We start from the raw sequence: 14,156 nt of genomic DNA on the forward strand, positions 1-14,156 counted from the left end.
TGAAATCCTCCCCGGTGGTGCTGCGCTTACCGGGGCTACGGGTTCACCGCCGTCTGCGGGCTGGTAGCCCGGACAGGCGCAACGCGCCGCCTCCGGGAATGTGCCTAACCTGAAATTTCCTGCAACCTGTTTCCCCGGTGGCGCTGCGGCTTCCCGGGCTACGGGTTTATTGCCGTCTGCAACCCGGGAAGGGAGCTGATGCCAACATCTTTACCCTAACGGGCCGCCCTGAATGGTTTCGCACAGGCCGTTGATAATCCGCTCGCCGGTCTCGGTTTGCAGCTCCTGGTACCAGGCTTGCGTCTGCGCCATATCTTTGCCATGGGTCACATCACAACGTTTACGCGCTTTTAGCACCAGGTCGCGAACCCGGTCGCGGCGCAGCGCTTCATATTGCTGCAATACCCCGGCAATATCGTGGCTCTGGCGGAACAGATCTCCCAGCACCACCGCATCTTCCATCGCCGCGCAGCCGCCCTGACCGATATCCGGGGTGGTGCTGTGCCCGGCGTCGCCCAGCAGGGCGACCTTACCGCGGACCAGCTTATCAAACGGCTCAATATCATGGATTTCAATCCGGTTGGTGGTCTGCGGATCGAGAGCGGCAATCAGCTTCTGCACCTGCGGCGCCCAATCGCTGAAATAACGGCTGAGATCCGCGCGCAACGTGTTGCGATCCTCAGCAAGCCCTGCCGGAAGCGGAACATCAAAGAAAAAGTAAAACCGCCCATCAGAAACCGGCATCAGCGACACGCGTTTGCCCTCGCCGACAAAGGTCGTCCACTGATTACCCGGCGCAATCACCTCATCGATTTCTACCAGACCATTCCAGTTAACGTAGCCCGCGTAGCGCCGCTCCGGGCTAAAGCCGAGGACGTAAGGGCGCAGCGCTGAATGGCTACCGTCGGCGGCAATTAAAAAATCCCCCTCAGCCATCGACCTGTCGGTAAACCAGACGCGAACGCCGTCGGCGTGTTCTTCGCAGCGGGTGACCCGTTTACCAAACTGCACGGCATCGCGCCCCCAGAAGTCGAGCATTTCTCGCTGTAGCTCGGCGCGGGACACCGGGCAGGGACGACCTCCGGTGCGTTCCACCAGCGGAGCAAGGCTGAACTGGGTAAGGTTCTCTCCCTGCAGGTAATCCTTGTAAGCCAGAAAATGCATCGGGCCGCCGTAGTTCTCGATAATCTCGCCCATGCCTAAATGCTGCATACACTTCACGCCGTTGGGCCAGATAGAGATAGCCGCGCCCACCGGCTTAATTTCTTTAACTGCTTCAAACACTTCGCAGTCTATGCCTGCATTTTTCAGCGCCACCGCCGCGCTCAGGCCGCCAATTCCGCCGCCGATAACTAATGCTTTCATTTACTTCTCCTTTGCCTGGGTCGTTATTGACTTGAGCAATTTGCGTACCACCCTGCTGAACGGCGATATTTACGGCAAAGGGCGACGTAAATGCGCCAAAGTAGTGCGTTTTGCCACCGCGAGTGCCTTTTTATGAATCAAAAATTGCTAATTGAGTTATGGGGAATCTATTGTTTCATGTGGGGGAGGTTTGGCGTGATTTATGCAGGGTTCAGGTTGTGAGTGAGGCTAAAGGAGCCACTATGATTTCTCTGGAACGCTTTAATCAGCTCAATCAAGACGGTGCTCGCGCTGTGCTTCAGCCCTGCGTAGCGCTTCCAATCTGGTCAGCGTCGCTGATACAGGCACGACCATTTGCGAATTTTGCCGTGCTGCTCAGCACCGCGCAGCAGTTGATGCAGGAGTGGGGGGAAGCGGAATTGAACGAGGCGCTGAGCGCTCATCCGCGCATCGGCGAGAAGCCCTCAGGGCAAGAGGCGCATGCGGCGCTCTCCCGTCAGGAACAAGGGAGCGTTAACGATCGCGATGCCCGGCTGAGCCAGGCGCTGAAAGAGGGCAATGCCCGCTACGAAGCGCGGTTTGGTAGGGTCTTTTTGATTCGCGCCAAAGGGCGCAGCGGGGATGAGATCTTAGCGATGCTGTCGCGTCGTTTGCGTAATAGCGATAGCGAAGAAGTACAGGATGCGTTAGCGCAGCTGCGCGAAATCACCTTATTAAGACTGGAAGGAGTTATTGACGAATGAGCACGTTAAGCACCCATATTCTGGATATCTCAACCGGCCGCCCGGCGCAGGGCGTTAAGGTTGTGCTGGAGCGAGAAGGGGCGCGGATTGCCAGCGGCGTGACCGATAGTCATGGCCGCATTGGCGAACTGGGGGCCGGGCCGCTGGCGGTGGGGTCTTACCGGCTGATTGCCGAAATTGGCGAATGGTTTTCCGCCAGCGGGCGCGAGACGCTGTATCTGAACGCGCAGATTGATTTTGCCATCCGCGAGGCGGCGGACGACCATTTTCATCTACCGTTTTTAATCGCTCCCGGCGGCTGGTCGACCTATCGCGGCAGCTAAATTCCCCCGGAGGTGGCGCTGTAGTTTGGTAGCCCGGGTAAGGCGCTTGCGCCGCGACCCGGGAAAAAGCTACTCCGCTATTGCATCACCCCATACGCGCTCGCCGTTCACCCACGTCTCGCTGATATTACGCTCATCGCCCAGGGTCATCAGGACGAACAGCTGCTCATAGATATCTTTGCAACGCCCGTTGCGTAAGCGCTGAAGCGGCGTGACCGCCGGATCGATAACCACAAAATCGGCTTCTTTTCCAGGCTGGAAATTACCAATCTTCTCATCGAGACGCAGGGCGCGCGCGCCGCCGAGAGTGGCATGGTAGAACGCTTCGCTGGCGCGCAGGCGATAGCTTTGCAACTGGCTCACTTTATACGCCTCGCCGAGAGTGCGCAGCATACTGAACGTCGTGCCTGCGCCAACATCGCTACCGATACCCATCCGCACCTTTTTCTGCCAGCAGGTCGGCAAACGAAACAGTCCGCTGCCGAGAAACAGGTTTGAGGTCGGGCAAAAGGCCAGCGCCGAACCGGTATCGTGCAGGCACTGCCACTCTGCATCCGCTAGATGAATACCGTGGGCGAATACGCTGCGCTCGCCGGTCAACCGATAGTGATGGTAAACATCAAGATAGTGCTCATGTTCCGGCCACAGGCTTTTCACCCAAGCGACTTCGTTGAGGTTTTCGCTCAGGTGGGTATGCAGCCAGGTATCGGGAAACTCTTCCCGCAGCTGCTGCACCGCCGCCAGCAGCTCCGGCGTCGAGGTTGGCGCGAAGCGTGGCGTAATGGCGTAGCCAAGGCGGCCGCGCTGGTGCCAGCGCTGGATCAGCTCGCGAGTTTGTCGGTAGCTTTGCTCTGCGCTTTCGCTCAGATAATCCGGCGCGTGGCGGTCCATCATCACTTTCCCGGCGAGCAGGCGCATATTCAGCCGTAGCGCTTCGCTAAACAGCGCATCGACCGATTGCGGATGCAAAGTGCAAAATACCAGCGCGGTGGTGGTGCCGTGACTCAGCAACTGGTTAACGAAAAATTGCGCGATCTCCGCGGCGTAGTCGGCGTCGGCAAACTGGCTCTCCACCGGAAACGTGTAGGTAGTGAGCCACTCCAGTAGCTGCTCGCCGAATGCGCCAATCATTTCGGTCTGCGGATAGTGCACGTGGGCATCGACAAAGCCGGGGAGCAGCAGCTTACCGCGCAGGTCGCGATAGCCCTTCAGCGGATGCAAATATTGTTCGCCCTCCTGCCAGGGCAGCAGCGCCTGAATGCACCCGTCCCGGAGAAACAAAATACCATCCTCCAGATAGCGCGCGTGGCGGGCGATATCGTCAGCGCTATCGGCAACAGCGGCGATATCGAAAAATGCGCCGCGAACTGCGGCATGGTAGTCCATCATCTTGGCTGCCTTGTGGATTAGCGAAAGGATAGGTTAATTGAGCAAGATTGATGCCAGTTTGCGCAGGAGGAGAACCGCCGCGACAGGATGCCGCGGCGGGGGAAGGAGAATCACTCTTTCTGGGCGAGGGGGCTAAAACCGGCAGTGGCGCCGACCCGTTCATCGCGGGCAATCCAGCGATAGGCCGCGCCGCTCAGGAATACGCCGATAAACCAGCTAAAGTTAGCCACTTCGTGCAGGGCTGGAATAAAGCTGATGATCAGACCAATAGCGACGGAGGGCACCAGCGCGGCGATAGCTTTCGGGTTAAAGCCGTTGCGGTACCAGTACTGGCCTTTTGGCGTGTCGTCGAACAGGTCGTTGACCGAAACCTGCCCGCGCTTAATGATGTAGAAATCGACGATCAGGATACCGAACAGCGGGCCGATAAACGCCCCCAGCACGTCGAGGGTATAGTGGATAAGCTCCGGTGAGTTAAACAGGTTCCACGGCGTCAGCAGAATTGACCCGACGGCGGCAATCATCCCTCCGGTACGGAAGCTGATTTTCTGCGGCGAGCAGTTTGAGAAATCGAATGCCGGAGAGACAAAGTTAGCCACGATATTAATCCCGATGGTGGCGGTGATCATGGTCAGCAGGCCAATGGCGACCGCCAGATCGTTGCCCACGCGGCTGACGGTTTCAATCGGGTCGGTGATCATGCGGCCAAACAGCGACTGGGTGCCGGAAACAATCACTACGGTCACGATAGAGAACAGCAGGAAGTTGAACGGCAGGCCCCAGCGGTTGCCGCGGCGGATCTCGCCCATGCTTTTACCGTAGCGCGAGAAATCACCAAAGTTGAGCAGCGGGCCGGAGAAGTAGGAGACCACCAGCGCGGTGGCGGTGATCATCTGCCAGGTTTGCTCCCCGGCGCTCAGCGATTTGCTGGCGAGGGTAAAGGAGATCCCGTCAAAACCGGTTTTGTATACAATCCATCCCGCTAACGCCAGCATCACTACGTAGACCGCCGGACCGGCAATATCGATAAAGCGCTTAATGGCGCTCATCCCGTGCCAGAACACCATTGCCTGCAGTAGCCACATGGTGGCGAAGCACAGCCAGCCCAGATGCGACAGGCCAAGGAAGCTGGCTTCGGTGAGCGTCGACAGCGACGGAAAGAATTTCAGCAGCACCAGCATCAGCGCGTTGGCCGCCAGATAGGTTTGAATACCGTACCACGCGAAGGCGATAAGTCCGCGGATCACCGCCGGAATATTGGCCCCGAAGACGCCAAACGCCTGACGACAAATCACCGCGTAGGGGACACCTGCCATCTGGCTGGGCTTCGCCACCAGATTCGCGCACAGCTGAACGATACAAATCCCCACCAGCAGGCACAGCAGCACCTGCCAGCTTGCCAGGCCAAGAGTAAAGAAGCTCGCGGCAACCACATAACCCCCCATGCTGTGCACATCCGACATCCAGAAAGAAAAGATGTTGTACCAGCTCCAGTTCTGGTCGCGCGTCGGCGCCAGATCCTCATTGCAAAGTCGTGGGCTGTATCCAGCGTGGGGATCAGCGGCCTTAACCTGGTGCGTATTTTGTGTATTTGGCATGAAACCTGCTCCTGTAAATGAAAACCCGTTTAAATGGATTGCAGAGGCTGTTGCAGGATTCAGGCCAAAATAGTTAATTTTGTATGCAAGAATTTATTTTTATGTATACGATTTGGCATTAAAAAGTAAAAATCGGAGTGGTTAATGAACAACCAACATCGCCTGCAGGCCGCGCCAGAGCTGCATGACAAAGACGAATCAATCTATCAGGCGCTGATGACCGCTATCGTTGAGCATCAGCTGCCGCCGGGAAGTAAACTGCCGGAAGAGGCCCTGGCGGAGGTGTTTGGCGTGAGCCGCACGGGGATCAGAAAAGTGCTGCAACGGCTCGCCACTGTGCAAATGGTCACTTTGACGCCCAAACGTGGTGCACAGGTCGCCAGTCCGACGGTAGAAGAAGCGCAGGAGATCTTTCGCACTCGCGCGTTGCTGGAGGTGGCGAATTTGCCGGATGTGCTGGCGCGCTGCCAGCCGCCGCATCTGGCGGCGCTGGAAACCATTACCCGTCAGGAGCAGCTGGCGCACGAAAGCTATAACGGCCCGGCGGCGATCCGCTACTCCGCCGAGTTTCATATCCAGCTACAGGCGATTTCCGGCAATCAAGTGCTCACCGAGATGGTGACCCGCCTGAGCCAGCGCTCTTCATTAGTTATCGCGGCGTGGGGATCGCCTTGGCGTCAGGGCTGCCGCTGTGACGATCATGAACAGCTTATTCAGCTATTACGCGACAAAGCGCTGCAGCCTCTGAGCGATGCGCTAACGCACCATTTTGAACATATCGTCGCCAGCCTCTGCTTTGAGCGTTCTGGCGTGACCTTACCTGATTTTGCCCGGCTATTTGCCGATTATAAGGAGCCGTAATGGCCGCTATTTGTATACAAGTGATAAATCCCAATACCAGCCCCGGGATGACGGAAACCATCGGTGCCGCCGCGCGGGCGGTTGCCGCGCCGGGAACCGAAATTCTGGCGGTCTGCCCGAGCGAGGGCGTGCCGTCAATTGAGGGGCATTTGTAATGGCTCAATAGTAATGTCCGCCTGTGGCTCAATTCAGATGTCCGCGCTATGGTAAGCTTCACTGGTCCGTTTAAACTACCGGGAGGCATATCATGAGCGCAGAAAGCTCAGGAGTGTTTACTTTGAAAGAGATCAACCGGATCAAGATTATACAGGACGTCATTGAACGTCGCATCACAACGCGCCGTGCGGCCGAGCACCTCGGTATCAGCGACAGGCAATGCCGCAGACTTCTTGCCCGTTACCGTGAAGGCGGACCGCTTGGTATGGCCAGCAGACGATGTGGCATGCGTGGTAACCGCCAGTTGCCACCCGGGCTCGCAGATCAGGCTCTGGAACTGATCAAGACGCGTTATGCTGATTTCGGTCCGACTCTGGCGCGTGAAAAGCTCGAAGAACTCCACGGACTGTTTCTTGGCAAAGAAACTGTCCGGCGCATCATGGTGCGGGCTGGCTTATGGGTTCCCCGTAAACAACGTGCCGCAAGGATCCCTCAACCACGGTACCGGCGTCCGTGTACTGGTGAGCTGATACAAATAGATGGCTGTGATCACGACTGGTTTGAAGGCCGTGGCCCGGCCTGCACCGCGCTGGTCTATGTTGATGATGCAACCAGCAAACTGATGGAACTGTTGTTTGTTAAATCGGAGTCCACGTTTTCTTACTTCGAAGCCACGCGGCGCTATATCGATAAGCATGGTAAACCGCTGGCACTGTACAGCGATAAAGCCGGTGTTTTTCGTGTTAACAATAAACACGCCACAGGCGGAGACGGGCATACTCAGTTTGGGCGAGCCATGCATGAACTGAACATCCAGACTATCTGTGCAGAAACCAGTCCCGCCAAAGGGCGTGTAGAACGAGCTCACCTCACTTTACAGGATCGTCTGGTCAAAGAGCTGCGGTTACAGGGCATTTGTTCAATGGAGGCTGCAAATGACTTCGCTGAGGCCTATATGGCTGACTATAACCGCCGTTTTGGCAAAGTACCGCGACATGATTTTGACGTACACCGTGCTGTAGAACATGATGAGGACCTGGGGCTTATTTTCACTGTTCGTGAAAAACGTAAAGTCTCAAAATCGTTGACGATACAATATGATAAAATGTTGTACCTGATTGAAGACAGCGAACTGAGTCGCCGTGCAATAGGTAAATATATCGATGTGTATCACTATCCTGATGGCAGAAAAGAGCTGCGCCTGAACGGTACGCTACTTCCCTACTCTACCTACGACCGACTGTCAGAAATCGACCAGGGCGCGATTGTCGATAACAAGCGTCTTGGCCGAACCCTGGAGTTTATCAGTCTGGTGCAGAGCAAGCGGGATAACACGCGCTCTCAGTCAATTCCCGCTGGAGATGGCCCTTCCCGACGACGGCCAAAGCAGGAAGGGAAGAAATCCCAGCGCTCACTGGATAATGATGACATGCTCGAAGCACTCAAACAGCTTCAGTCACGTTCAGAGGACATTTTTGGTAAAAGAGCCCGCTGATGGTACTCACTGGCCGGACAGTGGTTGCTCACCAGTTGATATTGTCCGGCCAGACCCATGATGTATTATTCATTTCGTTCAGCATCTTTATGTCCTGCTTTTCACGGGCATACTTACCCCATAATGAATGAAAAGAACGAACAATACTGATTAACTGCTTTTTTCTTTGCTCCGGAGATAGGCTGATAAAATAGCAGCACCTGCTGTCAATATTATCCTCAATGAAATTAAAATCAGAGTCTGATGCATATTTTACTGTTAGCATAATATCATTCGACGTTGTTCTCTCAGACTCTGTTAATGCTGATTCTATCAGGTATTCAAAGGCATACATGACAGACAGCTGGTTTTTGTCTGTCTGAATATAACCCATTGAGTTTCTGAGTATTGAGGACTGTACCAGGACCAGAGGCCATAAAAGCTCAACACCATAAAGCTTATATGTATCATGTTGATCATACTGATGTTGCTCAACACGACGATTACCTTCCCGTGCTTTACGAATATCATAGGCAAGGGATAACATAAATCCGTCTTTAACTTTAATCAGTGGGCTTTCATCCACGATGTAATGAATGAGTTCATGTAATTCATTCAGGGCTTCTGAATCTCCCCACAGTATAAAACCTGCATTGTTCGGCGTTAACTCGTATCGAAGCATGGGCTCAATCATCCTGTTGTTTCAGTCGGAGGAAAGTCTATCAGTAAAGAGAATGAGAGATCAAAGTGGTCATTTTAATTGAGCTGGATAACGGACATTTCAATTGAGCCTTGACAGCATTTTGATGAAGCCATTGCCGCCGTCGGCGTGCTCGAGCAGATTAAAGCCGGTCGTCAACTGGGGGTGGATGGTCACGTGATTGCCTGCTTCGGCGACCCGGGTCTGCTGGCAGCGCGCGAGCTAGCGCAAGGGCCGGTGGTGGGGATTGCGGAAGCGGCGATGCATATGGCGACGCTGGTCGCCACCCGTTTCTCCATCGTGACCACGCTACCGCGCACCTTAATTATCGCTCGTCATCTCCTGCATCAGTATGGTTTTCACGACCACTGCGCCGCGCTGCACGCGATTGATTTACCGGTGCTGGCGCTGGAAGACGGCAGCGGTCTGGCCCAGGAGAAGGTGCGCGCGCGTTGTATTCAGGCGCTAAAGGAGGATGGCTGCGGGGCTATCGTGCTGGGCTGCGGCGGGATGGCGACGATCGCTCAGGAGCTGACTCGCGAGCTGCGCGTGCCGGTAATTGATGGCGTCAGCGCGGCGGTCAAAATGGTTGAGTCGCTGGTGGCGTTAGGTCTGTCTACCAGCAAGCACGGCGATCTGGCCTTTCCCGAAGCTAAGGCGTTGAGCGGCAAATTTCAGGCATTAAATCCATTTTAAATTGAAGAGGTGGCAGATGGCATTTTGGGCAGACGATTATCCGCGCGACCTGCGCGGCTACGGCGGGCAGCCGCCGCATGCGCAGTGGCCGAACAACGCGCGGGTTGCCGTGCAGTTTGTTTTGAACTACGAAGAAGGTTCGGAAAACCATGTGCTGCACGGTGATGCCGGTTCCGAACAGTTTCTGTCCGACATTATCGGTGCTGCCAGCTATCCTGACCGCCATATGTCGATGGATTCATTATATGAGTACGGCAGCCGTGCGGGTTTCTGGCGCATCCATAATGAGTTCAGCAAGCGTGGACTGCCGCTGACCGTGTTCGGCGTCGCCATGGCGCTGGTGCGTCATCCCGAGGTGGTCGAGGCGATTAAAGCGGCGAACTATGACGTGGTTAGCCACGGCTGGCGCTGGATCCATTACCAGAATATGCCCATTGAGCAGGAGCGGGAGCATCTGAATAAAGCGGTGCAGGTGTTAACCGATCTGTTTGGCAAACCGCCCACCGGCTGGTACACCGGGCGCGATAGCCCCAATACCCGCCAATTGGTGGTTGAACACGGCGGTTTTGATTATGACAGCGATTATTACGGCGACGATTTGCCGTTCTGGAGCGAAGTGGCGTGCAGCGACGGTACGCGTAAGCCGCATCTGATCGTGCCTTATACCCTCGACGCCAACGATATGCGCTTCGCCACTGCCCAAGGGTTCAATACCGCCGAGCAGTTTTACACCTATCTGAAAGACAGCTTCGATGTGCTGTATGAAGAGGGGGCCAGCGCGCCGAAGATGATGTCCATCGGCATGCACTGCCGCCTGCTTGGGCGTCCGGGCCGCTTCCGTGCCCTGCAGCGTTTCCTTGATTATGTTCAGCAGCACGACCAGGTTTGGGTCTGTACCCGTCAGCAGATTGCCGACCACTGGCGCGAATTTCATCCGTTTGGTGGGTAACGTTGTTCCCCGGGTCGCAGGTGCTAGTGAACCCCGTGGTTAAGGTAAGTACGGGCACGGAATGCTCCCTCTCGCTTTGAGGGTGATATCCCCGGAGACGGCGCGTTGCGCCTGTCCGGGCTACCGGATCACAGTATTTAGCCCGGGAAGCCGTGGCGCCACCGGGAAATGCACAAGGATTTAACTCATCAAACTGACCTGGGCGGCGACGATGCGCCAGCCAAAGGGGAAACGCACCCAGGTTTGCTGCTGGCGGCCAATGCGCTCGCTGCCTTCGCGGGTGAATTCCGTGCTGCACACCGCGTAATCTTCACCGAAAGTGGTGATGGTGGTGTGTCGCAGTTCGCGCTGCAAACCGGCGGCAGGACGGGCGGCGCGGAAGGCGCGAATTTCATCGATGCCGTATAAATTTTCCCCGGCTCCCAGCCGCACCGTGCGCTTATCGTGCCAGAACAGCTCATCCAGCACCGCAATATCATTGCTCACCAGCGCCTCCTCATAGCGGTAAAACGCCGCCGTTACCTCGGCGAGGACGAGCGGGCGGTTAATATGCTCTTGCGTCATCATGCAGCTATCTCCGCAGGTCGGGCATCGGTCATGCCCATCTCTTCCAGCGCCCGCGCCACGCGCAGGCAGGCTTGTTCGTTAAACGGCGCGGCAATTAATTGCAGACCAATCGGCTGCCCGCTCGCCGTGCGCAGCGGTACCGTGGTCACCGGTAAACCCAGGAAAGAGATAGGTTGGGTCAGCATTCCCATACTGGCGCGAATGGGTAGCGGCTGGCCGTTGATCTCCATCGTCTGCGCGCCGATGAGCGTGGCGCTGCAAGGCGTCGCCGGGGCGATCAGCACATCGGCGTGGGCGAACAGGGCTTTAAATGCCAGCTGCGCGTGGCGGCGGAAGCGCTGGGCCTGGAGATACCAGGACGCTGGAATCATCGCCCCTGCCAGCAGGCGCTCGCGGGAGTTTGGCTCAAAACGTTCAGGTTCGCGGCGCAGGGCGGGCAGGTACTGATTTCCCCCCTCAGAGGCACTCATAATAAACGCCGCCGACCGGGCCAGTTCGGCCTCCGGGAAGATCAGCTCTTCATGCGCCCCAAGCGCCTGGGCTACGCGGGCGACAGCGGTACGCGCATCACTATCGCACCAGGTTGAAAAATAGCCGCCGAGGGTGGCGCAGCGCAGGCCTTCCAGGCCCCGCGGCAGCAGATTCGCCGTGCGCTCGCTGGCCTTGTCAGCCTGAAAACCATCGGCGGGATCGCGGCCCTGTAGCGCGTCATAAACCGCTGAAAGGTCGCAAACGCTGCGGGCAAACGGGCCGATGTGGTCAAGGCTGGCGACGAACGGATGGCTACCGGAGCGCGACAAGCGGCCAAAGGTTGGCTTCAGGCCAAATATCCCGCACAGCGAGGCCGGGACGCGAATAGAGCCGTTGGTATCGCTCCCCAGCGAAAAATGCACCAGCCCGGCGGCCACCGCTGCCGCCGATCCGCCTGAAGAACCTCCGGCGATCCGCGAAAGATCGTGCGGGTTATGCGTCGCCCCGTAGTGGCTATTTTCGGTGGTAAAACCGTAGGCGTAGGCATCCATATTCAGCATGCCGGATAGCAGCGCGCCCGCGCTATGCAGCTGGCGTACCGCCCAACTATCGGCAGTCGCCGCAGGACGGTCGCTCAGCAGCTGCGCTCCGGCAAGGGTCGTGTGTCCGGCGACATCAAACAGATTTTTCACCGCATAGGGAACGCCAGCCAGCGCGGGCAGAGGCTTTTTTTCCCGCCGCAGGGTGTCGATATTCTCCGCCTCTGCCAGCATTCGCTTTTCGCTGACGTGGGTCCAGGCGTTGATTTGCGGGTTAACGCGGGCGATGTTCTCCAGCGTATGGCGGGCAATCTCTTTGGCGCTGAGTTCACCGCTGGTCAGCGCGCGCTGTATTTCGTGAATCGTCATTTCATTGAGCTTCATGCTTTATACACTCCGGCAATTTCGATGCGCTCGTCGAGGGGAAAGGCCAGCAGCGGCCCGGCCATCGCCGCAATGCGGCTGAACTGCACTCTGAGCTCTGCGCGGCGTTCTTCGTCCAGCTCCAGCGCCAGCAACTGTTCCATTTGTGTGAGATAAGCGTCCCATTCATTGTGCGGTGTGTTCATTATCTGCTCCTAATATCCGGCGGCGGAGCCGTTGCTGCGCGGATCGCTGGCCCCCTCAAACAGGCCATTGGGGTGGCGAACAATTGCCCCGGCGTGGCCCATGGCTTCGCTAAAATCGGCCAGAACTTCAACGTCGTGCCCCAGCTCGCGCAGTTGGGCGATGCTTTCAGCGCTGAAGCGGCCCTCCAGCTTGAGTGAGTCAGAGGTTTGTCCCCAGGTGCGCCCCAGCAGCCAGCGCGGCCGGGTGATGCTCTCCTGCAGTGGCGCATTTTGCATTACGTAGCGGGTGAAGATGGCGGCCTGGGTTTGCGGCTGGCCGTCGCCGCCCATCGAGCCATAAACCATCACCCGGCCATCGTTTAGCCGTGCGGCGGCGGGATTCAGGGTATGGAACGGTTGCTTACCGGGGGCCAGCGCCAGCAGGTGGCTCGGGTCAAGGCTGAACGACGCTCCACGGTTCTGCCAGACGATCCCGCTATCCGGCAGCACCACGCCGCTGCCGAACTCGTGGTAGAGGCTCTGGATAAAGGAAACCGCAAGGCCGTTTTTATCGATTACGCCCATCCACACCGTATCGCCCGGACCTTTGCCTGCGCCCCACGGAGCGGCCTGCTGGTCGTTGATTTTATCCGCCAGCGGCTGTAGCGCGGTGGGTTCCAGCAGGCTTTGAATATCGACATCCAGGTGGCGCGGGTCGGTGATATGCGCGTCGCGCAGACCGAAGGCCAGCTTGGTCGCCTCAACAATGCGGTGGACGGTCATCGCCTCGTCGGCCTCGGCCATCGCCAGCCGGTCGGTAATGCCGAGAATGGCCAGCGAAACCAGCCCCTGAGTCGGCGGCGCGAGGTTCCACAGTTCGCCGTGCTGATGAGCGAGCCTCAATGGCTGCGGACGGCGGGCGCGATGCTGCTGCAGGTCGCTGAGGGTCACCGGCAGCCCGTACTTTTCCGTGCCGCGAGCCAGATGCTCCGCCAGGGGCCCACGATAGAAGCTGTCTAATCCTTCCTCTGTTAAACGACGCAAGGTGTTCGCCAATGCCGGTTGTAAAAAGCGGCTGCCGGCTTTCGGCGGCTGGCCGTCGACCAGATACGTTTCGGCAAAGCCGGGCTGGTCGCGCAGCTCGCTGAATTTACCGGCGGTTGCGCTGGCCTGCGAGGCGGTGACCGGGATGCCGTTTGCCGCGTAGCCGATGGCGTCCTCCAGCAGGCGCGCCAGCGGCAGCTCTCTTGCGGTTAAATCGCGCGAAATCTTCAGCGCTTCATCCCAGCCGCTAACGGTTCCCGCCACGGTCAGCGCTGCCTGCGGGCCACGATGGGGAATGTGCGCCAGCCCGGCATAGGCCTGCGGCGTTGCCCGCGAACCCGCCGCGCCGCTGGCGTCGATGGCAATGGGGTCGCCCTCGGGCGGGACGATAAGCCAGAAACCATCGCCACCGAGTCCGTTCATATGCGGGTAAACCACGGCAATCGTCGCGGCGGCGGCGACCATGGCTTCGATCGCGCTTCCCCGTTCGCGCAGAACCGCCAGCGCGCTTTGGCTGGCCAGATGATGGGGGGCGACCGCCATCCCATGGGCGGCAACATGACTTTGCATGGAGTGTCCTCAATTAACAGAATCGTTTGCTGAGGGTTGCAAAAGCTGTTCCATGTCTGAACGTAAAGTTTCAACCGCTGCCGACACCGCGCATTTTTTGCGGAACTGGCATGCATTATGAAAGCGGATACGGTTATGATGCGGTGAAACGAAAGTTACAGAG

At 57.6% G+C, this 14,156-nt stretch carries 13 protein-coding genes and 2 pseudogenes; 7 read left to right on the top strand and 8 right to left on the bottom strand.

What is annotated here, in order from left to right; all coding sequences use genetic code 11:
• Positions 1-210: 210 nt before the first annotated feature.
• Entirely contained in the window at positions 211-1,365 is a 1,155-nt protein-coding gene (gene hpxO / locus HV127_RS18270) for an FAD-dependent urate hydroxylase HpxO (RefSeq protein ID WP_182237735.1), read from the bottom strand.
• Positions 1,366-1,607: 242 nt separating this feature from the next.
• On the opposite strand from hpxO, the gene uraD reads away from it, so the two are divergent.
• Together uraD and uraH are read left to right on the top strand one after the other, a co-directional pair.
• Positions 1,608-2,108, top strand: a complete 501-nt coding sequence (gene uraD / locus HV127_RS18275) for a 2-oxo-4-hydroxy-4-carboxy-5-ureidoimidazoline decarboxylase (RefSeq protein ID WP_182237737.1) — start codon at positions 1,608-1,610, stop codon at positions 2,106-2,108.
• The gene (uraH, locus tag HV127_RS18280) at positions 2,105-2,431 is read left to right on the top strand and encodes a hydroxyisourate hydrolase (RefSeq protein WP_182237739.1); all 327 of its coding nucleotides are present in this window, start codon (positions 2,105-2,107) and stop codon (positions 2,429-2,431) included. The genes uraD and uraH overlap by 4 nt, the downstream gene beginning before the upstream one ends.
• Positions 2,432-2,500: 69 nt before the next feature.
• Here uraH and guaD read toward each other — a convergent pair whose 3' ends face one another.
• Together guaD and HV127_RS18290 are read right to left on the bottom strand one after the other, a co-directional pair.
• Positions 2,501-3,820: a guanine deaminase gene (guaD, locus tag HV127_RS18285; protein WP_182237741.1), complete on the bottom strand. Its 1,320-nt coding sequence runs from the start codon at positions 3,818-3,820 to the stop codon at positions 2,501-2,503.
• Between the two features lie 110 nt (positions 3,821-3,930).
• Complete coding sequence (locus HV127_RS18290) at positions 3,931-5,418, bottom strand: NCS1 family nucleobase:cation symporter-1 (protein ID WP_182237743.1); 1,488 nt, start codon at positions 5,416-5,418, stop codon at positions 3,931-3,933.
• A 144-nt stretch (positions 5,419-5,562) separates the two neighbouring features.
• Between HV127_RS18290 and HV127_RS18295 the strand changes: the two genes are divergently transcribed.
• The 3 genes and pseudogenes from HV127_RS18295 to HV127_RS18305 all read left to right on the top strand — a co-directional run bounded on the left by HV127_RS18295 (position 5,563) and on the right by HV127_RS18305 (position 7,930).
• Positions 5,563-6,279, top strand: a complete 717-nt coding sequence (locus HV127_RS18295; protein ID WP_112215239.1) for a GntR family transcriptional regulator — start codon at positions 5,563-5,565, stop codon at positions 6,277-6,279.
• A pseudogene (locus HV127_RS18300) lies at positions 6,279-6,428 on the top strand (Asp/Glu racemase); the annotation flags it as partial. The gene HV127_RS18295 and the pseudogene HV127_RS18300, both read left to right, overlap by 1 nt.
• A gap of 98 nt (positions 6,429-6,526) precedes the next feature.
• Positions 6,527-7,930 carry an ISNCY-like element ISKpn21 family transposase gene (locus tag HV127_RS18305; protein ID WP_001567368.1) on the top strand — a complete coding sequence of 468 codons (1,404 nt, stop codon included), beginning with the start codon at positions 6,527-6,529 and terminating at the stop codon, positions 7,928-7,930.
• A gap of 28 nt (positions 7,931-7,958) precedes the next feature.
• Here HV127_RS18305 and HV127_RS18310 read toward each other — a convergent pair whose 3' ends face one another.
• On the bottom strand, positions 7,959-8,591 hold the full coding sequence (locus tag HV127_RS18310) for a hypothetical protein (RefSeq protein WP_001567369.1): 633 nt from the start codon (positions 8,589-8,591) through the stop codon (positions 7,959-7,961).
• 99 nt (positions 8,592-8,690) lie between these two features.
• Between HV127_RS18310 and HV127_RS18315 the strand changes: the two are divergent.
• Positions 8,691-9,470, top strand: a pseudogene (locus tag HV127_RS18315) (aspartate/glutamate racemase family protein); the annotation flags it as partial.
• Positions 9,355-10,254, top strand: a complete 900-nt coding sequence (puuE, locus tag HV127_RS18320; RefSeq protein WP_228727533.1) for an allantoinase PuuE — start codon at positions 9,355-9,357, stop codon at positions 10,252-10,254. The pseudogene HV127_RS18315 and the gene puuE, both read left to right, overlap by 116 nt.
• A 180-nt stretch (positions 10,255-10,434) precedes the next feature.
• Here puuE and hpxZ read toward each other — a convergent pair whose 3' ends face one another.
• From hpxZ to hpxW, 4 genes are read right to left on the bottom strand one after another with little or no spacing between them, the layout of a single operon-like run.
• Positions 10,435-10,821 (bottom strand): oxalurate catabolism protein HpxZ, encoded by a 387-nt coding sequence (gene hpxZ / locus HV127_RS18325; RefSeq protein WP_182237748.1) that lies wholly within the window; start codon positions 10,819-10,821, stop codon positions 10,435-10,437.
• Entirely contained in the window at positions 10,818-12,215 is a 1,398-nt protein-coding gene (locus HV127_RS18330; RefSeq protein WP_182237750.1) for an AtzE family amidohydrolase, read from the bottom strand. Before HV127_RS18330 ends, hpxZ begins: the two co-directional genes overlap by 4 nt.
• Positions 12,212-12,400, bottom strand: a complete 189-nt coding sequence (gene hpxX / locus HV127_RS18335) for an oxalurate catabolism protein HpxX (protein ID WP_142512370.1) — start codon at positions 12,398-12,400, stop codon at positions 12,212-12,214. The genes HV127_RS18330 and hpxX overlap by 4 nt, the downstream gene beginning before the upstream one ends.
• Positions 12,401-12,409: 9 nt before the next feature.
• On the bottom strand, positions 12,410-13,993 hold the full coding sequence (hpxW, locus tag HV127_RS18340; RefSeq protein ID WP_182237752.1) for an oxamate amidohydrolase: 1,584 nt from the start codon (positions 13,991-13,993) through the stop codon (positions 12,410-12,412).
• Between the last annotated feature and the right edge of the window lie 163 nt (positions 13,994-14,156).

The sequence above is a fragment of the Klebsiella sp. RHBSTW-00215 genome, assembly GCF_014103785.1.
GTDB lineage: Bacteria > Pseudomonadota > Gammaproteobacteria > Enterobacterales > Enterobacteriaceae > Klebsiella.

Bases quoted from the DNA above. Each gene is read 5' to 3' on its own strand.
- hpxO (WP_182237735.1), bottom strand. From the start codon at position 1,365: ATGAAAGCATTAGTTATCGGCGGCGGAATTGGCGGCCTGAGCGCGGCG.
- uraD (WP_182237737.1), top strand. From the start codon at position 1,608: ATGATTTCTCTGGAACGCTTTAATCAGCTCAATCAAGACGGTGCTCGC.
- uraH (WP_182237739.1), top strand. From the start codon at position 2,105: ATGAGCACGTTAAGCACCCATATTCTGGATATCTCAACCGGCCGCCCG.
- guaD (WP_182237741.1), bottom strand. From the start codon at position 3,820: ATGATGGACTACCATGCCGCAGTTCGCGGCGCATTTTTCGATATCGCC.
- HV127_RS18290 (WP_182237743.1), bottom strand. From the start codon at position 5,418: ATGCCAAATACACAAAATACGCACCAGGTTAAGGCCGCTGATCCCCAC.
- HV127_RS18295 (WP_112215239.1), top strand. From the start codon at position 5,563: ATGAACAACCAACATCGCCTGCAGGCCGCGCCAGAGCTGCATGACAAA.
- HV127_RS18305 (WP_001567368.1), top strand. From the start codon at position 6,527: ATGAGCGCAGAAAGCTCAGGAGTGTTTACTTTGAAAGAGATCAACCGG.
- HV127_RS18310 (WP_001567369.1), bottom strand. From the start codon at position 8,591: ATGCTTCGATACGAGTTAACGCCGAACAATGCAGGTTTTATACTGTGG.
- hpxZ (WP_182237748.1), bottom strand. From the start codon at position 10,821: ATGATGACGCAAGAGCATATTAACCGCCCGCTCGTCCTCGCCGAGGTA.
- HV127_RS18330 (WP_182237750.1), bottom strand. From the start codon at position 12,215: ATGAAGCTCAATGAAATGACGATTCACGAAATACAGCGCGCGCTGACC.
- hpxX (WP_142512370.1), bottom strand. From the start codon at position 12,400: ATGAACACACCGCACAATGAATGGGACGCTTATCTCACACAAATGGAA.
- hpxW (WP_182237752.1), bottom strand. From the start codon at position 13,993: ATGCAAAGTCATGTTGCCGCCCATGGGATGGCGGTCGCCCCCCATCAT.